A 24,766-nucleotide genomic window follows, 5' to 3' on the forward strand; every position below is an offset into this window, starting at 1 on the left:
ATTGAAAATAAATCAGATACATATATTATTATAAAAATATTAAAAATAATATTAATATGTATTTTATTTAAACTAACTTTGCCTTTCTATAAAGGTATTGTTTAAAAACAACAAGGCCTTCGTATAGTAATACCATAATTATGCCAAATATTGGAAATGTGGTATGACAAATTGTTCCAACCATCCTGAGAAGAATGAACTAGAAAATTGAATGTTGTTAAATCCGCATTGGATTTGAATATTTAATTTTCTAAAGAAATTTATTAATTGATTTAATTTGAATCATTTTGAATCAAAAGAGTGATCTGTTTATCCAAGCTAATCACACTTTTAATTTGTATAAATGAAGTAAAGTAAATCTGTCATCATTATGTTGTTTTGCAAGGATCATGAAGTATGGTTATGTGTAAATATTCTAATATTGATAACACTGTTTTGAAATTGATAAATTATAAATTTATATCAACTAAGTATACATACATATGAATAATTTAAAGTTACTTTTTCAAAGTTTTTCTTTGGTTTTTTTGGTATTTTTATCAAGTTTCCAAAGACTTCACGCTCAATCTTGTCCTACAATTCTTTCTGCGGGAGGTTTTGTGGAAGTATGTAAAGGTGGGACTGTAGATCTTTTTGCAGAACTAAACACCACTCCTACTGGTATTACTTTTACCTGGACTGGATCTGTATCTGGATTAATAAAAATGGCGACAGGTGCTGCAGGCACATTTATGAGCTACACACCTACTGTTACTGAAGTAGTTACTATTACTGCAGCAAAGGCTGGCTGTACTACCTTGGTAGATAAGGTTAAGGTTATAGTGCACGATGGAGCTACTTTTAACAAGTGTCGTATCATTGACAATTTTGATGAACCAGATGGTACTACACAACAAACAGTGATAGTGAAGTCTCCAATCTTAGGTGGCCCCATTTTTGAAACTAAAACTTTTACCGGATTAAACGCAGGTGGTTTGATTGGAAATAAGCGTACGATGAATATTTGGTACGTGTCTGGAGCTCTAACTTCGAGAGCCGATGTTTTGAAAGAGTCAGATATAACAAGCCCATATTTTGGTGAATGGTTTTATAGTAGTAGTAATGATGAAGGGAATGAATCCAATACAGAATTGGTTTATGGTGGTACTGGAGGAGATCAATTAAATTGGAATGGAATCTGTGACTGTCTTGATGCCAATGGTGTCCCAGATGCTTCCGCTGGATTTAGACTTTATAATTATTTTGCAGATCAATCTGGTGTGACAATGACTGTGACTATAACAGATGGCACCGGAAAGATTGGTACTATTGTGAGAAATATGCCAGGTTCCGGATTTGGTGACTATGATGAAGAGTTTGCATTGGTTGATTTTACTGTGGCCAATGGGTTCAATTGGTGTGATATCGACAAAATATCTTTGTATATGAATACAAACAATATTTCTGTCGATTTTAAGTTTGACCAAATTGATTTTTGTTGTTTAATAAAAGCTCAACTGGGAGATAATAGTATAAAGAAATGTCTGGGATCCTGTATAAAATTAGACACATTATTTAATTGTCCGATACCAAGTGGTTTAATTGGATCACATAATGTCAAATGGAAAGATCCAAATGGTAATTCGGTAGCTTATAACGCTCTTATTTGCCCATCTACAGCAGGTATGTTTAATTACACTGTAAATATTAAAGACAGTTTAGGATGTGAATCAAATTTTACCCAAACTTTTAAAATTTGCGATACACCTTCCATAAGTTTATCCAATGTGGCTATTTGCAAGGGTACAAGTGTGGTATTAAGTCCAACCATCACTGGTGGAAATGCACCTCTATCTTATTTGTGGTCTCCTGCTACTGGTTTGTCATGTACAACTTGTGCAAATCCTACAGCGAATCCTACTACTACTACTACCTATACACTAATCGTTAGTACAACTGAGAATGGTGATAATGGTATAAATGCTTGTTCTGGTTCTAAAAAAGTGACTGTGACAGTTAACGATCTTCCAGATGGCAGTATTACAGGCGCCACTGGATTATGTATTGGAGCCAGCACGACACAAATCTGTGCAAAACAAACTCCTGCCGCAAATATTTCATACAGTTGGAGTACAATGGCCACAACGCGTTGTATTGATGTAGGTGCAGGTACTTATACTTTGACTGTTACCAACACAACTACTGGTTGTACGGCTACTTCCCAAGTAACAATTAGTCCGGTCCCAAGTCCATCTGTGACTGTGAGTTCGGATAAGAACAATGTTTGTGAAGGAACAAAAGTAATTTTAACCGCTGTTGGAAGTGGAGGAACAACACCTTATACTTTTACCTGGAGTACCGCGCAGAGTGGAAACCCAATTCAAGTAACGCCATCAGCTCCTTCGAGCACTTACATTGTAACTATTACTGATAAGAATGGTTGCACGGGGACCAATACTATAACGATAAACGCAACTCCTAATGATATTCAGGTGAATGTAACCACAAACCCGGATATATGTAGTAAAAAAATTGGTGAAGCAACTGCAAATCCAACTGGAGGTGCGCCGCCATTTTCTTATGCTTGGTCCAATGGAGGAAATATCCAGACCATCACAGGTTTGTCTCCGGGCAGTTATACCGTGACTGTGACTGACATTTCAGGTTGTTCTCGTTCAGCCACTGGTACTGTTGGAACCGTTACTGGACCAACTGTAAATATAACAGGAGCGAGCCCAATTTGTGCAGGAGGATCAGTTACATTAACAGCAAATGCAACAGGAGGGACAGCACCCATTACATATAGTTGGTCACCAGGAGGTATGACTACATCAGCAATAATGGTTAGTCCTGGTTCAACAACGACTTATACGGTTGTGGTAACCGATGGTAATAGTTGTTCAGTTTCCAAATCAGTGGAGGTACTGGTCAATCCAAAACCTCAAGTGACCATTACTCCATTGAATCCAGTCATCTGCCAAGGCGTCAAAGTAAATTTAACAGCTATTACTTCGGGCGGCACACCTAGTTATAGTTATCTATGGAGTCCATCTAGCGGACTTTCATGCACAACTTGCCAAAATCCAGATGCTTCACCTACTGCCGATCAAAATTATCAAGTCATTGTGACTGATTCTAAAGGTTGTAAGGATACAGTGCAAGTCCTGGTGAAAGTAAATAATAACCCAACACCAAGTTTGGTTGGAAAAACCAACGAACAATGTGGTAAGAAAAATGGTACCATCACAGTGACAGCTACTGGAGGGGAATCACCTTATTCTTATTTATGGAATACTTCACCACAACAAACAGGAACCACTGCTACAGGTCTTGCTGGAGGTACATATACCGTTACTGTTACAGATAAAAATGGATGTACCGGAACTTTTTCCACAAGTATCATCAATGAAGGAGGTCCTACTGTGGATATAACAGGGGCAAACCCAATTTGTGCAGGAGGTTCAGTTACCTTAACAGCAAATGCCAGTGGAGGGACAGCGCCTATTACATATAGTTGGTCACCAGGAGGAATGACGACATCATCAGTTACTGTTAGTCCAGCATCGACAACGAATTATACAGTGGTAGTAACCGATGTTAATGGTTGTTCAGCTTCCAAATCAGTGGAGGTACTGGTCAATCCAAAACCTCAAGTGACCATTACGCCATTGAATCCAGTTATTTGTCAGGGCTTTTCAGTCAATCTAACGGCAATTACTTCAGGGGGCACACCTACTTTCAGTTATTTATGGAGTCCATCTAGCGGGCTTTCATGCACAACTTGCCAAAACCCTGTTGCTTCACCAACTTCTGATCAAAATTATCAAGTCATTGTGACTGATTCCAAAGGTTGTAAGGATACAGCCCAAGTCTTAGTGAAAGTAAATAATAACCCAACACCAAGTTTGGTTGGAAAAACCAATGAACAGTGTAATAAGAAAAATGGCTCCATCACAGTGACAGCCAGCGGAGGAGAATCACCTTATTCTTATTTATGGAATACCTCACCACAACAAACAGGAACCACTGCTACAGGTCTTGCCGGAGGAACATATACCGTTACAGTTACAGATAAAAATGGATGTACAGGAACTTTAGCCGCAAGTATCATCAATGAAGGAGGCCCTACTGTAAATATCACAGGAACGAATCCGAATTGTATAGGAGATAATGTGATCTTGACTGCCAATCCTAGTCCAAAATTACCAAGTGACTATACTTATCTGTGGAGTGCAGGTCTTGGAACCAATCAAACTGCAACCATTAATAATGTTTTGATAACAAACGATTACCATGTGACAATTACGGATAAGGTGACGGGTTGTACTGCAACTGCAACTTATACTGTTCAAGTGATTGGATGCGCTGTCGTAACTCATTTTAAAGAATTTGTAGGTGTCACTCAAACTGGTTTGAATACTTATGATGTTTCTTTTAAAATCACAGTGGACAATATTGGCACAGGAAATGGAAAATATAATTTAAAAGATTCATTGGCATTCGATAAAGACGTAGTGGTTAATGCCATAAAGTATAGCACCAATGCTGTTGGAAATCCAGGTAATCCTGGTACAATCGTGCCGCCAACAGATGGTAGTAACAGATATGATTTAGCAGTGAATCAAAACATAACAGATGTAGAAGTCCAAGTTTACAATCTTACAGTTTCTGTTACCTTAAATCTTAAAGGAACGCCTCCTCCAGGAGGAGATGGCTCATACAAACCTTGCGCCGAAGTTACACCTGGAGATTATATTCCAGAAAACGGTTTATATAATTTGTCCATACTCGATACACCTAATGATTTTAATGATGAACGGGATGAAGCTTGTGGAGAATTGCCTATTATCAATCATGAAAAGTCTGGTCCAGTGGTCGTTAAACAAGGCCCGAATACTTATGATGTGACTTATACTATAAAGGTTGCCAATAGTGGCTATGCTACAGGTAAATATACTCTGAATGACATACCAGGATTAGAAAATGATTTTGAAGTATTGTCAGCTCAATATACCTCAAATGCACCAGGCAATCCGGCCAATCCCGGACCTATAGGATTAACTTTATTTGGACCATGGAATCTTGCAAATGACCAAAATATTATAAAGCAAACGACACACACATACCAAGTTAAATTACAGGTGAAAATTGATTTAGTTGCAACGGCAAGTGTGGGCGACGAGATCTATACGCCTTGTGGGGCAAACAATCCAAACGTACCGCAAAGTGGAGAAGGATTATTTAATCGAACGACTCTTGATGTAAATGATGATGGAATTCCTGATCAACGGGATACTGTTTGTGCCGATATAAAAATTATAGATTTAGCATTAAGGAAAGTTATACTGAATCCTGCTGGATCATATAAATACGGTGATAATATCACTTTTAGAATAACTGTTTTCAATCAAGGCAATACTGCTGTTGAGAATGTCCAAGTAGCCGATTACTTACCTGCCGGGTTAAAATATTTAGGTGGAGATGCTAATTGGACTATAGTTTCTGCTAATGAATTGGAAGGAAAATTGCCAGGTTTTTTAAATCCTGGTGCATCTAAAACAATAGATTTGACCTTGCGAATAGTAGCAAGTTCGGGTGGAAGTTTTGACTGGATCAATTTTGCTGAAATTAAAAAGGCATTTATGGGCACGGATGAAGTTTCAGACGAGGATATAGACAGTGATCCTTATTCTAATTCTACAAAAGAAAAAGCGGTTAAACCTGGAAGTCCGGATGATAACGTCATCACAGAAGATGGAAAAAATAATCCCGATGAAGATGAAGACGACCATGACCCTGCAGGTATTGAAGTTTTTGACCTTGCTTTAAAGAAAACAACAACAGCCAATGGTCCATTCCAATACGGAAGCGTGGTGCCATTTGTCATCACAGTTTATAATCAGGGAAGTATCCAGGCCCGTGATGTTGTAGTGGTGGATTATATTCCTTCTGGATTTGCATTTGGACCAGGAAACGCTATTTGGACCAATGGAATTGGGATGGCGACAACAACCATTCCTAGTATTAATCCAGGATCAAGCGTCAATGTTACCATAAATTTAGTGGTTCAACCAGGCAGTAATCCTGTAGACAGAGCATGGTATAATGAGGCTGAAATAAAAACGGCTAAAGATGATAAAAATATTACCCAAACCGAAGACATTGACAGCAGATTCAACATGAATCCTGATGATGACAATGACGTGGTTATTGATGGTACCGATGATAATGAAATAAATGAGGATGGAAAAAATGATCCACAACAAGATGAGGATGATAATGATCCAGCAGCTATTAAAATATGGGATCTAGCATTAAAGAAAGTTTTTGTGTCTGGTTCTATTAATTACAATAATCCATTAACTTTTAGAATATGGGTTTATAACCAAGGCAATGAAACAGCCAAGGATATTAAGATTGTAGATTATATACCAATCGGTTATTCTTTTTCATCAGGATTAAATCCAGGATGGGTTGGAGCATACCCAAATGTTAATTACACGATAGCTGGGCCAATTGTTCCGGGTGACAGTGCCTTTGTTGACATTATACTCACTTTAGAAAATACTTCTGGAGGATTCCGTAAATGGATTAATTATTCAGAGATTGTCTCAAGCAAAGATTTGAACAATGCCAATAGATCTAATGATGACATAGATAGTCAAGTAGGCAGTGATGGACCATTGGAAAGAGCAGTATTGCCAGGAAGAATCAATGATAATAACATATCCAGTACGAATAAAGGTGCCGAAGAAGATGATCATGATCCAGCCGGGACAGGCATAGAATTTGGAGATCTATTTGATTTGGCATTAAGAAAAACAGTTATTACAGCTGGACCATATAGTTATGGTCAAGATGTTGATTTTAATATAAGAATATTTAATCAAGGAAACCTTACAGCACAAAATATTTATGTCGTAGATTATGTTCCAGCAGGATTTCAATTTATAGCAGGAGGTGTTAATGCTGCATGGAGTTACTCTGCAGGATTGTCACAGGCATCTAGAATTGTGTCGGGTCCATTAAAACCTGGTGACAGTTTAAATATAACTATTCGTCTAAGAACTATTTCAAACCCAGGAAGTAGTACTGCTTACATAAACTTTAGTGAGATTAAATCAGCGCAAGATAGTTTAGGGACTACAAGTGTAGATATTGACAGTAATCCTGATGATAATCCGAATAATGATATTGGAGGACAACCTGGAGGGCCTACTGATGATTTAGTAGATGATGATGGTACGATCGATGAAGATGATCATGATCCTGCCATGATTAATGTGTATGATCTTGCCCTGATAAAAGTTACAGCAACAGCTGGGCCATATAGTGTTGGTCAAGTAGTTGATTTTAAAATTACAGTATACAATCAGGGAACTCTACCGGTAAAAAATGTAGTGGTAAATGATTATATTCCTATTGGTTATACTTACAATGCAGGGGATAATGCAGGTGTATGGAGCGGTTCACATCCATTGGTGACGCACACACATGCTCCTCAATTAAATCCGGGAGATAATTTTGAAGTAATCTTAAAACTAAGATTAGCAGGAACTTCAGGTGGGTACACCAATTGGATAAATTATAGTGAGATCAAAAGTATGCAATCAGTTAATGGAACTGATGTATCTTCTCAAGATGTCGATAGTGATCCAAATGGAAATACTCCTGGAGAGAGGGCTGTTACTCCTGGAAGTACAAATGATGATAATATCACAGACATCACCAAGGCAGGTGATCAGGATGATCATGATCCGGCTGGTGTCAATATTTTTGACCTTGCTTTGCGTAAATCAGTTGTAACGGGTGGACCATATGCATACGGACAAGATGTTGATTTTAAAATTTCAATTTTTAATCAAGGAAATATTACAGCAAAAAATATAGCTGTAGTAGATTATATACCTGATGGTTTTCAGTTTATTGCTGGAGGTGTAAATGCTGCTTGGACTTATTCTGCAGGCAACAAACAAGCCACTCGCACTGTAGCAGGACCACTTGGTCCTGGCCAAAGTACAGATGTCACCATTCGGTTAAGGTTATTGCCTAATGGTTCAGCATTTGATGCTTATACAAATTATTCAGAAATTAAATCAGCTCAAGACTCATTAGGAGTATCGGGTAATGATTTTGACAGTGATCCTGATGATGATCCAACCAACGATAATGGTGGAGAACCAGGTGGTTCGACTGACGATGAAGTTACTAAGGCACCTCCTGTAGATGAGGATGATCATGATCCTGCGATTATAAGTATTTTTGACCTTGCATTGCGTAAGAAATTAGTAACTCCTGCTACAGGACCATACACATATGGTCAGACACATACTTTTGAAATTACAGTGTTTAATCAGGGTAATGTGACTGCTAAGGACATTCAGGTAAAAGATTATATACCTGAAGGATACAGTTTCTCACCAAACAATGGCTGGACCGGAGCATTCCCTACGGTCAGCAAGACCATAACAGATACAATCCAACCAGGTGGCAGCAGAACAATAACTTTGAATTTGACCTTTAACATGGTAGCAGTTCCATCGTTGAAATCATGGGCAAACTATGCAGAAATTGCAGGAGCAAATGATCTAAACGGAGTACCTGGAGATGATGTGGACAGTGACCCTGGATCAAATACAACAAATGAACAAAATGTAATTCCTGGTAAACCAGGTGATGATGATATAGCAAGTAACTCAGATACAGGATTTGGAAGTCAGGATGATCATGATCCTGCAGGGCCATGGATCTTTGACTTAGCTACTAAAGTTGAGAATTCAACAGCTGAAATTCATTTCTATGGAGAATTGATCAATTTCCCTATAGAAGTACACAATCAAGGAAACATTCCTACGAATGGTTATACAGTATCCGTTAATATACCTTCTGGATTTGCTTTCAATCCAGCATTTAATCCTAATTGGGTATTTGATAATGGAATCGGATTGTTCACTTATGTATCAACGAATGTATTAAATCCAGGTGAAACAGACCAATTTAGTATAGTACTTACTGCTCAACCTTCTAACGGTCCAAATGCATGGACGGTAGAAGTTGAAATTAGTAAAGATCATCCAATAGCTGATGAAGTTGGTATTAAAGATATTGATTCAAAACCAGATAATAATTTCTCAAACGATGCTGGAGGAAGTCCATTGCCTGATAGTGAGGATGGAAATTACCCAGGAAGTGATGATATCTTAAATGGTGCAGGAAATGGAGTTGTTGGAGGTACTAGTGCAGCAGGAGATGAGGATGATAATGACCCAGAATTTGTACAAGTTTTTGATCTTGCATTGAGAAAAACTTTGGTTTCACCAGCCGCAGCGCCATATACTTACGGACAGAATCATATATTTAAAGTTACCGTATTTAACCAAGGAAATATTTCAGCAACGAATATCTTAGTTAGTGATTTTATACCTGATGGTTATAGCTTCACGAACAATAATGGATGGACTGGAGGACCTAATACAATTACGAATATGATTACTTCTGTTATTAAACCTGGAGATAGTGTTGTATTGACATTAGTATTAAAATTCCAAATGGCTACACAGCTTACTACGAATAAGACTTGGATTAATTATGCTGAAATAACTTCTGCTCAAGATACGCTTAATGTAACAAGAACAGATGTTGATAGTGAAGCAGGAAGTAATGGGCCAAACGAAAATAATGTATTACCTGGTAAATTAGGTGATGATGACATAAGCAGCAATAGTGATACTGGAGTAGGAAGTCAAGATGATCACGATCCTGCTGGACCATGGATTTTTGACTTGGCTACAGTAATTGAAAATAACGTGGATAGAATAAGTTCATATGGTGAGTTAATTACATTCCCTATAAAGGTAAAAAACCAAGGAAATATAGCAAGTGCTGGGTATACAATAAGTGTTTTAGTACCGGATGGATTTGCTTTTACACAAGGTCCAAACACGAATTGGGTGTATAATAATGTTACCAGAATCGCAAGTTATACCGTACCGGTAACAGATACCATTAAACCTGGTGAGATGGATATGTATAATATCATATTAACATCCCAACCGGCAAGTGGAAAACATGCATGGACAGTTGAAATAGAAATTAGTTCAGACAATCCGGTTGCAGACGAACCAGGAATTAATGATATTGACTCTAATCCAGATGCAGTATATAATAATGATCCGGGTGGTGCGCCTATTCCGGATAGTGAAGGAGGAAATTTCCCTGGAAGCGATGATATCTTGAATGGAGATGGAACAGGAACAATAGGTGACACAAATGCTACTGGTGATGAGGATGATAATGATCCTGAGTATGTAAAAATATATGACTTGGCATTGAAGAAATTATTGGATACGCCACCGCCATATGTTTATGATCAGAATTTAACTTATCGGGTTAGGATTTTCAACCAAGGAAATGAACCTGTAAGAAATGTTAAAATTCAAGATTATATTCCTGTAGGATTTAGTTTAGTCCCAGCATTAAGTCCTTTATGGGTTGCAAATGCAAATGGTGCTGAATATCTATATACAGGTACTGTAAATCCGACAGACTCTATAGATTTTGTGATTACCTTAAAATTAAAAAACACCAAAGGTGGTTACAGAGATTGGATAAACTATGCGGAGATAACCAACATGCTGGATACTTTAGGCAACAATGTTAATACATTTGATGTAGACAGCCGACCATCATCTAATGGGCCTGGTGAGCTTGCAGTAACTCCTGGTGATGTTGCAGATAATAATATCACAAGTGTCAATAAGGGAGGAGAAGAAGATGATCATGACCCTGCCGGAATACAGGTTTTCGATGTTGCTTTAAGAAAGAATTATACCGGGACATTACCAATTATGTACAATCAAGTGGTACCATTTGAAGTAACGGTATATAATCAAGGTAATAGAAGTGCACAAAATTTTGTGATCGCTGATTATTTAGCTCCGGGATATGAGTTTGATGTGCCATCAAATCCTAATTGGACGTATAACAATATAACAAGAATTGCTAAAACAACAATAGCAGCTAAAGTTATTCCTGGCGATAGTGCAAAAGTGACACTGTATTTAGCAGTCAAGCCTACACTATATAATAAAGCAGCTTGGAAAAATTTTGCAGAAATTGTTACAGTTACAGATACAACAAATACACCTGGTGATGATATAGATAGCGATCCGGATGATAATCCAAATAACGATGGTCCTCCAAAAGATGGCGAAGTTGATGAAAAACCACCTGTTGATGAAGATGATCACGATCCTGCAGAACCACCAGTTGTAGATTTTGCATTGAGAAAATGGATTCCAGGTAAAAAACCATATTACATACCTGGTGATACAGTAGATTTTGTAATCAGTCTACACAATCAAGGCAATGTTGTTTCTTCTGCAGTTGGAGTAAATGACTATATACCACAAGGTTTCCAATTCCTTCCAGCAATTAATGCAGGATGGGCATTTAATGGTCCAAGATTGGAGTATACTTATGGAACAAGATTGTATCCTGAAGATAGTGTACAATTGCATTTAAAACTTAAAGTCATCGTAGCTGCTAATCCTTCTATACCAGATTGGGAAAATTATGCAGAGATACGCAGTGTAAGAGATACTTTCAACGTGAATCGGGATAACGATGATGCTGATAGTAAACCGAATACGGACAATGCTTGGGAACGTGCAGTTCATGATGAAGATCCATGGGATGATGTAATCGATGGAAACAATCAGATCGAAAACGAAGATTCAGATGATCATGATCCGGAGAAGGTCGTTGTGACTGCATGGATTGGAGATTATGTTTGGAAAGATCTCGATGGTGATGGAGTTCAAGATAATAATGAACCTGGTGTTCCTGGCGTACATGTCTATTTGTATAAATGTTCCAATGGAAGTTTGGTTAAGAAGGACACTACAGATGCTAGCGGTAAATATGAATTTGACTTTTTATTATCAGATGATTATTTCCTAAGATTTGACGCACTACCTATAAATATGCCTAACTGTGCCTTCACTTTCAGAGATAAAGGTGGCAATGACGCTAAAGATAGTGATGTTGATGCAGCGGGTGTTGCTGCATGTACATTCCTTCAATGGGGTGAACGTGATAGCACATGGGATGCTGGATTGGTTGAATTAGCATCATACGGAGATTATGTATGGCATGATAGAAATGCCAATGGAATCCAGGAACCTGGAGAAGAAGGAGTGGGTGGTGTATTGGTAACATTGTATGATGCAGTTACTAACCTACCAGTCAAAACGACAACAACGGATAATAATGGCTTGTATCTGTTTGAGAAATTAATGCCTATGCAATATTATGCTAAGTATGATCCACCTGCTGGATGGAATATTACGACTGCAAATGTAGGAAATGATACCAAGGATAGTGATGTGGATAATAGTAATGGGCCTCGAACCAATGCTACTACTTATTTAAGCCCTGGAGAGAATGACAGAACCTGGGATTTAGGAATATGGCAATGTGTAATGATAGGAGGTCGGGTATTCTTTGATGTGGATAAAGATGGTGTATTTGATGCAAGTGAAAATGGTCTGAATGGATTAAGAATCAATTTAATTGATTACAATAGTGGTAGTGTAGTTGCAACTTTATTAACTGCAGTAAACCCAGCTACGCCGTCAGACGATGGTTATTATAAGTTTGCTTGTGTTAAACCAGGAAGTTATTATGTACAGTTCGAACGTCCGGGTCACTTAGCAGCATCAGAACCATTACGCGGTGGGAATGCAGATAAAGATTCCGACATTGGACACGAAAATGGAGTAAACAGTACAAGAAAGATCGTTGTATTAAGTGGTGATATGGTATTGAATATTGGAGCTGGATTCCAGAACAAAGCTACTGTTGGTGACTATGTGTGGTTGGATCGCAACTTAAATGGTCTACAGGATTCAGGGGAACAACCAATACCTGGAGTTAAAGTCAATGCATATAACAATAATACTGGTGCAATGGTTAGTGAAGCGACTACAGGATCTGACGGTCATTATATGTTAGATGGAATAGCACAAGGTGATTATTATGTTAAATTTATTCCTCCAGTGAATTACGGATTTACTGCAGCACATAGTGGAACAGATCCGGTAGATAATGATGTGGATGGAACAAACGGTTATGGAACGACCAGAGTGTATCGAATTCAAACGGGTGATGCCATGCCAACTATTGACGCAGGTTTAGTAGGAGCGGTATTAGCTATCGAATGGTTGAATTTCACAGGTCACTATAATGGAAGCTTTACAGAATTAAACTGGCAGACTGGAGTTGAATTGAACAATGATCACTTTGAAATTGAAAGACGTCATGAAAGTGAGACAGGATTCACGGTTATAGGACAAGAATTGGCTAGTGAAGATGGATTAGCAGCCAAACATAATTATGGTTATGATGACTTTGATGCAAATAAATCTGGAGTCTACTATTATAGATTGAAACAAGTAGATAAAGATGGACATTTCACATACAGTAAGATTATTTCGATCCAAATTAATAGAAGCTCTGAATTCAATGTTTCGATTTATCCAAATCCAGTAGACAATATGTTGAAAGTGGATATTACAATAGGTGAAGAAAGTGAATTAGAAGTACGAGTATTTGATAAATCTGGAAAGAATGTATTGACAAATCCATTTGGAGGATTTAGAAAGGCAGGAACATTTAATGAATTATTAGATACTTCAATATTACCAGCAGGTCAGTATAATTTACAAATATTGACAAGCCATGGTATAGTTAACAAACAATTTACTGTATTAAGGTAAAATAGTTTAAGAATTAATGATCAAAGCCTATCTCATTCATTTGAGATAGGCTTTGTTATTTAATTATGAAAAATTCATATTATGAATTTGCAAAATGAATAATATTATGATTAGTAATATTTTAACGCAATTGTCAGTTTTCATAGAAGTTGGTTTTGAATTTTAGCATGATTTAAATCGTAATTTATTTATTTTATTAGTTATGTATTAAATGCTTAAATTGTAATAATTATAATATAAATATTTATTATATATATTTCTATTAGTGTTTAATATTAGATCATTCAAAATGATAGTGAATCATAATTAAATCTTTTTTTAAAAAAATTGAATGAAAAGTCATAGGGGTATTCCTTCCTTATAGTTGTCATAAGTGAAGTAAAATATTCAATGTCTTTCATTTTGATCTTATTGGTGATGACTTGATTGTTTTATTCTTTCTGCAGATGTTAATCCATTTTTCAGTTGCAGGAAGTCAATATTAAAATTTAATCAAGCCAAAATCATGAACAAGCGAATTTTATTAAAAAGTTCTGTATTATTATTTAGTTTAATACTTCTGAATTTTAAACTTATTTCTGCTCAAAGCTGTAATTGTCCAGGAAATTATATTATTAACCCTAGCTTTGAAAACGGAATTACAAATTGGACTTTTGCTAATGGTAATTTCACTTCTAATACCTATGCAGCTCAATGCGGAACGTACGCTGGACATTTTCAACACATTACCGGATTGGGAACTTTTCATCAAGACATAACTACTATTAATGTTGGTACCAGTTTGACATTAACTTTTTATGGTGGCGTGCATGACAATTCATTCAATCAAAAATTCGGGATACAATATTTGAATAATCTTGGAAATCCTATAAGTGAATCCATGGTTGATGTAGATGGTTCATTGCCAAATATGAGCTATTATGTCATTAATTCATTAGTTCCTGCAGGAACAGTAACCGTAAGAATACAGGGTAGAACGAATGGCAATTGGTTGAAAGTAGATCAACTCTGCCTTACAGGTACATCACCATGTGCTGATTTTACTGCATTGGCGCAAACAGATTTGAATTTAGTAAAAACGCGTACCATCAGTAATGAAATAAGTTGTTCAGGTGCTGTAGATCGTGTTTTTTATGCAGACTGTTTGTTAGACAATATAAATGGTGGAACTTCAGGTAATAGAAAATATTGGAAAATAATTTCTGGTGGTACTTTCAAAGAATATTGTGATGGTACGGCCTATGCTGAAATGCAAATTCAAAATGTAGATTTACCAACTTATAAATTTGATGTTACTTTAATTCTTTCTGGTAGAACTTATTCTGCTCCTCCTGGAAACCCACATTTAGAAGGGTGTACCGGATCAGCAACATCAAATTGGTACTATTATACGGGTATGAAAGGAAGTTTTGTTGGGAAGGAAGCCATGTTAGGCGGTGTAATTGCAGTAAAAGGAAAAATGGCTGCGCTACAATTGGGAACCAACGGAAGTTTATACGGAGTTACTAATAATTTTGGAGCAAGTTCTTGGTTGGATTATAGTATTATATGTCAACCAAATACATTTAACTATGAAACATCATGTCAATTCGATTTTAATTTCTTTCTGTCTGGTGGAGATTTGACATCAGCAAATGCTTCTGTTTGTGGTAAGATTTGTGTTGGACAAAGTACTACTTTAAATGGCTATGCAGTAGCTGGTAAGCCAAACTATACATTTGCATGGAGTAATGGATTGGGAACCGGACAATCTAAAACAATAAGTCCAGCAACTACAACTAGCTATACGGTTACAGCTACAGATGCTAATGGATGTACAGCAACAGATGTAGTTACTGTATTAGTGTATCCTAAACCTACTGTTGATGTTGGAGTTAATCAGACAGTATGTGCAGGAAAATGTGCAGATTTAAAAGCTGTAGCTAGTGGTGGAACTCCAGCGTATACTTATGAATGGAATAATGGCTTGGGAAGCGGACCAAATAAAAATGTTTGCCCAACTCAAACCACAACATATATGGTAACTGTTACAGATTCTAAAGGATGTACAGCAACTAGTTCGGTAATCGTTTTTGTAAATCCTACGATCGATATTTCAATTTCTAAAACAGATCCAAAATGTGGAATTAATAATGGGTCTGCAACGGCCAATGTAACTGGTGGTACATCGCCTTATAGTTATTTATGGTCTAATGGAGCGACAACTCAAACCATCAATAATTTGAGTTCTGGAAATTATTCAGTTACTGTAACAGATTCAAAAAACTGTACTGCAACAAAATCTGTTCAATTGACAATAACCAGTGGTCCAATTGTAAATGCAGGAGTAGATCAATCAGGATGTATTGGATCTTCATTTAATTTAAGTTCACTGGCTTCAGGAGGAACGCCTGCATACACTTATATGTGGGACAATGGCCTTGGTAATGGTCAAATTAAAACAGTTAATCCTAATACCACGACAACCTATACAGTTACTGCTACAGATGCAAATGGCTGCTCTGCAACTGACCAAGTTAAGGTAACAATCTATCCAAATCCGAGTGTAACAATCAATAAATCTGATGCGAAATGCGGATTAGCAAATGGTTCTGCAACGGCTAATGCTTCAGGTGGTACAACGCCGTATACTTATATTTGGTCAAATGGTGGCACAAGTCAAACGATTAATAACCTAACGACAGGAAATTATATAGTAACTGTAACAGATGCAAAAGGATGTAAGGGAACAGCAACAACTACAATTAACAATACTAATGGTCCTTCTGTAAATGCAGGAGCTGATTTATCGGGATGTATTGGCAGTTCGTTCAATTTAAATTCAGTGGCATCAGGTGGAACACAACCCTATACTTATGCTTGGGATAATGGTCTTGGTGCAGGTCAGAATAAATCAGTGGCACCTAACGCGACAACAACATATACAGTGACAGTAACAGATGCCAATGGATGTACTGCAACTGATCAAGTAAAAGTAATTATCTATCCTAATCCAAGTGTAACCATTAATAAAACAGATGCCAAATGTGGATTAGCAAATGGGTTTGCAATTGCCAATGTAACTGGGGGCGCATCACCTTATACTTTTATCTGGTCTAATGGGGCTACAACTCAAACAATTAGTAACCTAACATCAGGAAATTATAATGTTACAGTAACCGATTCAAAAGGGTGTACGGGAACCGCAACTACAAGCATTAATAATACTAATGGTCCATCGATAAATGCCGGTGCTGATCAATCGGGATGTATTGGCAGTACATTTAATTTAAATTCAGTTGCGACAGGAGGAACTCCTACTTATGCATATACATGGGATAATGGGCTTGGCAATGGACAAAATAAAACTGTATCGCCAAATGTAACAACAACTTATTCAGTCACAGTAACTGATGTAAATGGATGTACAGCAAAAGATCAAGTTAAGATTATAATTTATCCTAATCCAAGTGTGAGTATTAATAAAGTAGATGCCAAGTGTGGATTAGCCAATGGTTCTGCAACAGCTAATCCTGTTAATGGTACTTCACCATATTCATATCTTTGGTCTAACGGTGCTACAATCCAATCCATCAATAATTTATCATCAGGTAATTATTTTGTTACGGTTACGGATTCAAAAGGATGTACAGCGACTGCAACTACTTCAATCAGTAACATAAATGGTCCAACTGTAAATGCTGGAATCGATCAAACAGGATGTCTTGGATCAACCTTTGATTTAAATTCAATTGCAACTGGAGGAACTCCAGCCTATTCATATGCTTGGAATAATGGATTAGGTAGTGGCCCAAACAAAACAGTAACACCTATCGCTTCTACAACCTATACAGTTACCGTTACCGATGCAAATGGTTGTACGGCCACAGATCAAGTTAAAATTATTCTCAACCCAACTCCAAGTGTATCCATTAATAAAACGGATTCAAAATGTAATCTTGCAAATGGGTCAGCCACAGCTTCAACATCTGGAGGAACAGCACCGTATACTTATGCTTGGACAAATGGAGCTAGTACCCAAACCATTAATAATTTAAATGCCGGTATTTATGTAGTTACAGTAACTGATTCAAAAGGATGTACTGGAACAGCAACCACTACCATTGGAAATACAAATGGGCCATCAGTTAATGCAGGCATCGATCAATCAGGATGTTTGGGTTCAACATTTAATTTAAGTGCTTTAGCTACAGGAGGAACTCCAACTTATACCTATGAATGGAATAATGGACTTGGCTATGGCTCAAATAAATCAGTAACACCAATTGCATCTACTACTTATACTGTTACTGTTACAGATGTCAATGGTTGTACGGCTACTGATCAAATCAAAATTATTATCTATCCGAATCCAAGTGTTACAATAAATAAAACAGATGCAAAATGCGGACTTGCAAATGGCTCCGCATTAGCCAATGCAACTGGAGGAACAGCTTCATATACATATATATGGTCCAATGGTTCAACAACTCAAATGATTAGTAATTTATCTTCAGGAACTTATAATGTTACTGTTACAGATTCTAAGGGTTGTACTGCTACAGCAATGAGTACGATTAATAAAATAAATGGTCCATCAGTAGATGCTGGAATTGATCAGGAAATTTGCAGTGGCAACAATGCAACCATAAGTGCAATTGCAACTGGGGGAACCGCGAATTACAGTTATATGTGGGATAATGGTTTGGGATCAGGTCAATCGAAATTAGTTAGCCCAACCACTACAACGACATATACAGTCACAGTAACAGATGCTAATTCATGTACTGCAACAGATAAAGTTAAAATTAGTGTTATAGATTGTAGTCCAAAAATTACCCACGAAAAAAATCTAGTTTCTGTAACAAATATTGGATTAAACACCTACACTGTTGTGTATAGTATTTTGGTTAAAAATATAGGATATCAAGGTGCATATGACCTTAAAGATAATGCTTTGTTTGATGATGATATTGCTACAACGAGTGCATCATTTACAACAAACGCACCAGGTAATTTTGGAGGAGCTTTAAATGGCAATGGACCTTGGATATTGGCGGATGATCAAGTCATAAATGCTAATGCAAGTCACTTATATACATTGACTTTTAATGTGAAAATTGATTTAAGTTTAACTTCAACTGGAAACAATATCTATTATCAATGTGGAAAGGCATTAAATAATAAACCATCAGCTTATGAAGCATTGTTTAATGAATCTCAATTAGATTATAATAATGATGGAAGAGTTGATGAACGGGATACAGCATGCGCTGATCTACCATATATTGTTCATGAAAAAATTCTGGTTAATCAAGTACAGACAGGAAGTCGAAGTTTTGAAGTAACATACAATATCATTGTAAAGAATTTGGGAGGAGCGAGTGATAAATATACACTAACTGATCGTCCGGAATTTGATAATGATATTATTATTACTAGTGCCAATTATTCTAGCAATGCAATGGGCAATGGCGCTAATCCTGGTCCATTAAATTTGGTTGGCTTAGGTCCATGGACATTGGCAAATAATCAGGTAATATCGGGCGGAGGAGTGCAGACATATACCTTACGAGTTAATGTTTCGATTAATCTTGAAGATGGTGTTGGTGATAACAAATACAGCCGTTGTGGAAAACAAAATACAACATATCCTATACCAGGTGAAGGCTTATTTAATGAATCCAGATTAGATATTAAGAGTGATGGAAGTATTGACCAACGTGATACAGCTTGTGGAGATGTTCCTTATGTCGTTCATCAAAAATCATTATTTGGTGGCGTTACCGATCTTGGAAATGGAAATTATCGTGTGGAATATAAAATTGATGTACGAAATATTGGTGGTAGAAGAGGGACTTATGATTTAGATGATGCACCAGCATTTGATGACGATATCATTATATTAAATGCAAGTTATTCTTTTGCTTCAACAGTATTTGGAGTTTTTTATAATACATTAAATGGTAGTGGACCATGGGCTTTAGCTCGTAATCAAAATATAGATGTTGGTGATAATCAGTTTTATGTTATTTCTATAAACGTGAAATTGGATTTGTCCAATCAAGGTCCGGGAAATCATAATTTAAGTGATTGTGGAGACAGATTGGGAATACCATCTGCCGGTGAAGCCTTATTTAATAAATCTTTGTTATCTTACAACAACATATTGGTTGAATGTGATACAGCATGTACTTCAATTCCTGTCTGCAGTATGATTTCAGGAAGAGTGTTCTTTGATGTTAATGCCAACGGTATATTTGATTATAATGAAAATGGAATCAATGGTTTAGAAGTGTATCTTGTTGATGCAACGACTGGAAAAATAATCAGTAAAGTATTGACTGCCGTTAATCCAGCTACTCCTTCTGATGATGGTTTTTATATGTTCTCCTGTATAAAACCAGGCACGTATTATATCCAATTTGAACGACCAGGATTTTTAGCATCTTCAGTTGTATTTCAGGGAGGAAACACAGATAAGGATTCTGATATAGGTCATGAAAATGGAATCAATACAACAAGAATGTTCCTCTTAACAGGCGGAGAAAAGTATTTAAATGTTGGTGCTGGATTCCAAAACAAAGCAACTGTTGGAGATTATATTTGGTTGGATAGAAATTATAACGGACTGCAAGATGCTGGCGAAGAACCAGTGGCTGGTGTCCAAATTAAAGCCTACTGTAAAACTACTGGAAACATGGTGAGCGAAGCTGTTTCAGCAAATGACGGACATTATATGTTGGACGGAATTGGTCAAGGTGATTATTATGTAAAATTCATACCTCCATCTAATTTAAGTTTTACCTATGCACACAGTGGAGTAGATCCGGTTGATAATGATGTAGATGGATCAAATGGTTATGGGACAACAAGAGTCTATAGAATCAAAACTGGAGATGCTATGCCAACCATTGATGCTGGTTTGGTTTATCAAGTGTTGCCTTTAGAATGGTTAGGATTCGATGGTCAATGGAATGGAAAATACACTGAATTAAATTGGCAAACAGGAGTTGAAATTAATAATGACCATTTTGAAATTGAAAGACGTCACGAAACTGAATCCGGTTTCACAATGATTGGACAATTAAAATCCAATCCGAATACTGCAGTTTCAGAACAAAATTATAATTATAACGATGTAAACGTAAATCAATCAGGAATCTACTACTATAGGTTGAAGCAGATAGATAAAGATGGAACATACACATACAGTAAAATAATTTCTATTCGAATCCATCAAAAATCAGAAATGGATATAACTATTTATCCAAATCCAGCGGATGACTTTTTGAAAGTTAATATAACATTAGGTGATGAAACAGATTTAGAAGTGCGAGTATTTGATCAATCTGGAAAAAATGTATTAACCAATCCATTTGGTGGTTATAGAAAAGCTGGAAATTATAAAGAAATAATAAATACTAGTTATTTACCTTCCGGTCAATATAATATACAAATCATTTCTAAAAATTCAATCTTAAATAAAACATTTACAGTTAATCGAAATTAATCCAATGAATATAATCAAAAGGCTTGTCTTGTAATTCAGGGCAAGCCTTTTTTTATTGAAAGCAAGGCCTGATAAATATCCATTAATCGTATAAGATGTAGTTTTGATTTTTTTCGAACAGGTAAAAAACGTGTAATGTTTCAAAGTAAATTTTAAATCCCCAAATCAATAGATATTTTTTAAAATTAAGATTATAGATATATTTAGGAAAGCGTAAGACTAATTACCTAATCTCTTATATCTAAAGAGCATAATGTAAACTTGAAAATTGATATTATGAAAGTTTAAATATTTTAATTTATATTTGTAAAATCAATTGACTTAAATGAAACAGTTACTTTTGCTTTTTTTATTGGTATGTAATGATGCAAATAGCCAAATACAATTTAATTCATCAAGACCAAATCCTATAGATAGCCCTATTGAAAACGGTTTGTCAATGGGCATAGCAGATATTAATGGTGATTTGTTTGATGATATTATTGCTTTCGATCAGGGTAAAGATTTATGGATTGGATATCAGACAGACACCAAAAGATGGATTTGGAAAAGTTTAGGCAGAGTACTAACCCAACCGAGTTGGTCTTTGTGCGTTGGTGACATGGATCGAAATGGTCTAAATGATATTATCATTGGTGGAGATTATGAGGGCATCATCATCTTTTATCAAGAAAATTCGGGTTTTACAAAAAGCGTCGTTCCTGAATCTATATTTTTTACTCAGGGTAGTACGCTTTCAGATTTAAATAATGATGGATACCTTGATATCATTATTTGTGATGATAATGCTAAACCAAGAATATTTAAAAATCAAATGAGCAGGGTGTTTGTAAGGGATACAAGTCTAATAGATTTTTCAATTAATCCTGTGTTAGATGAAGCTGGCAACTATAGTGTTGCCATTATCGATATAGACGGTGATAATGATCAAGATGTTTATTTATCTAAATGCAGAGGAATAGCAACTGATCCAAAGGATCTAAGACGCGTTAACAGGTTGTATATTAATCAAGATGGAAATTTTATTGAGAATGCCAAGGAATTTAATTTGGATGATGGAAGTCAAAGTTGGACAACAGATTTTGGGGATATAGATAATGATGGTGATCTGGATGCAATAATATTAAATCATGGATCTTCAAGTTTTTTGATGGAAAATATCGGCAACAAAAAATTTGTAAATATCAATGGTTCATCAGGTTTTGAAATCGGTGGAACACCTATACAAGCACTATTTAGAGATTTTGATAATGATAGTGATCTGGATATTTTGATATCAGGATCTGAAGCGATTATTTTCGAAAATTTGGGAAATAATAAATTTATAAAAAAGAATCAATTATTTGGTGAAATTGGTTTTGCATCATTTGCAGTTGGAGATCTTAATAGTGATGGATTTCTTGATATTTATTCAGCTTATCCTGAATTGTTGAATGACCCAAGAGTTACTTCAAATACATTGTGGTTAAATAATCAAAATCAAAATCATTATATTGATTTAGTGCTCAAAGGAGAACAATCTAATCCAAATGCCATTGGGGCAAAAGCATGGATATTTGTTAAAGATAAACTACAAATGCGACAATTATCTGCAGGAGAAAGTTATGGTATTCAGAATTCACACAGCTTACACTTTGGTTTGTCCAATGACACTTTGATTGATAGTTTGATCATCCAATGGCCTAATGGAAAAAGAAGTTTGTTTCAGAGTCTTAATGCTGATCATAGATATCTGGTTACAGAAAACAATTGTATAAAACTTCAAAATAAAATTTCAATTATTGGAACAACTCAATTTTGCAATGGTGATTCTGTGATACTATCGAGTGAGCCTAATTTAAAAAATGTAGTTTGGAATGACAACAATACTGATTCGATAAGAACCTTAACAAGTGATCAGTTTTTATTTTATAAAGCTAATGATGATGATGGTTGCCCTGTAATCAGTGAAAGTGTTTCAATAGAAGTAAATCCTGTAGAACATCCAAAATTGAATATCAATGGAGAAAAGGCTTTTTGTGGAATACAGCAAATTGAGTTAAAAGTCAATGGATTTAAAGAATTAACCTGGTCTACCCTTGAAACTACCCCAAACATAATCGTAAATAACAGTGGTTTATATTTTGCTAAAGTTTCTGGATTATGTCAATTTTTTTATACAGATACACTTGATTTTAAGCAATTATTGAATCCTTCTAAACCGAATATTTCAGAGTTTAAATTGAGTAAACCAGATGTAGTGAATTTATCTGCTATGGGGGACCATATTAGATGGTATTTACATCAAAATGATATTAATCCGTTTTATGATGGTAATGCATTCATAACAGATACGATTCGTCATGATACTTCTTTTTGGGTTGAATCCAATTCCATTCATATTTTCAAATCAATTTATGGGGGTGAAATATATCCTAAATTTAATGACATCGAAAAATATCATTCAGACGATATCAATGCAAAAATTTCTTTTGATGTTTTTGAACCATGTATTTTAAATTCTATAACTGTTTTTTCAGATATTAAAGGATTAAGGGAATTTCAATTAATAAATGACCAAGGAAAAGTAATAGATTCTGTTCAAATTAATATTACCAGTTATGAAAGTCAAATTCCATTATTTTTTAATTTGGTCAAGGGTAGTTATTCAATTTCAACTAATCCTGTGATCAATCATATTAATCTCGGAGGTGAAAGTCCAAAATTAGTTAGTAGCAATAAAGAAGTGTTATATCCATACAATATTTCAAAATTTCTAAGAATTAGTGGATCTTCAAGAGGTATTAATGCCTATGATTATTTTTTTAATTGGGAGATACGAGAACCGGATTTAATATGTTCCAGCGAGCGAATAGAAGCTAAAATTTCATTTGTTACACAGACCTCAGAATTAATTAACAATGATCTGATTTATATTTATCCAAACCCTTCAAAATCGGATGTGTTATCTATACATTCTGCTTTGACTTCACCAGGAAAAATGGCAGTTTATAATTTAGACGGTAAATTAATCAGCACAACTAATATTGATCATAACAAGATCAATATCGATGTATCCAATATCCAAACAGGTATCTATAATATTAAAATAACCCAAGGTGGACAATCTTGGTTCATAAAATGGGTCAAGTTGTAAAATAAATTGAAATCGATTTTAAGTATTTTATTATGTGATAGATGATGAATAATTTGTAATTATTAATTGATGCAATCTATAAATTAATAATAAGAATTTATTTTAATTTTGAAAATATCATAAGCATTAAATTCATACAATTCAATCTGCTGTATTTTAAATTTTGAGGGCATTAGCGTAAATCTAAACTTCTGATCCAATAAAGACCTAACTACTTACCATAATAAATTAGGAAATAATTGAAAGTGCCCCAAAACTTGGTTTAATCTTCCAAAAGTGTCAATGTTTCTTTTAATCCCTTTTTAATAGGGGTATAGCTCTAAAGTATTGTCTTAGTTGTGTAAATAGCTCCCATTGGATTAGGGAAGACGGCTTTGCTAT

General features: G+C 35.7%; 3 protein-coding genes. All 3 read left to right on the plus strand.

Annotated features, from left to right (window positions below; translation table 11 throughout):
• The first annotated feature begins 482 nt into the window (after positions 1-482).
• Positions 483-13,757: a DUF11 domain-containing protein gene (locus IPK88_08715; protein MBK8243495.1), complete on the plus strand. Its 13,275-nt coding sequence runs from the start codon at positions 483-485 to the stop codon at positions 13,755-13,757.
• A 505-nt stretch (positions 13,758-14,262) separates the two neighbouring features.
• Positions 14,263-21,249, plus strand: coding sequence for a T9SS type A sorting domain-containing protein (locus IPK88_08720; protein ID MBK8243496.1), 6,987 nt, complete (start codon positions 14,263-14,265; stop codon positions 21,247-21,249).
• A 325-nt stretch (positions 21,250-21,574) separates the two neighbouring features.
• On the plus strand, positions 21,575-24,385 hold the full coding sequence (locus IPK88_08725) for a VCBS repeat-containing protein (protein ID MBK8243497.1): 2,811 nt from the start codon (positions 21,575-21,577) through the stop codon (positions 24,383-24,385).
• Positions 24,386-24,766: the final 381 nt, after the last annotated feature.

This window comes from Candidatus Defluviibacterium haderslevense (assembly GCA_016712225.1).
Lineage (GTDB): Bacteria > Bacteroidota > Bacteroidia > Chitinophagales > Saprospiraceae > Vicinibacter > Vicinibacter haderslevensis.

Excerpts from the sequence above, each read along its gene's own strand:
- IPK88_08715 (MBK8243495.1), top strand. The coding sequence starts at position 483 with ATGAATAATTTAAAGTTACTTTTTCAAAGTTTTTCTTTGGTTTTTTTG.
- IPK88_08720 (MBK8243496.1), top strand. The coding sequence starts at position 14,263 with ATGAACAAGCGAATTTTATTAAAAAGTTCTGTATTATTATTTAGTTTA.
- IPK88_08725 (MBK8243497.1), top strand. The coding sequence starts at position 21,575 with ATGAAACAGTTACTTTTGCTTTTTTTATTGGTATGTAATGATGCAAAT.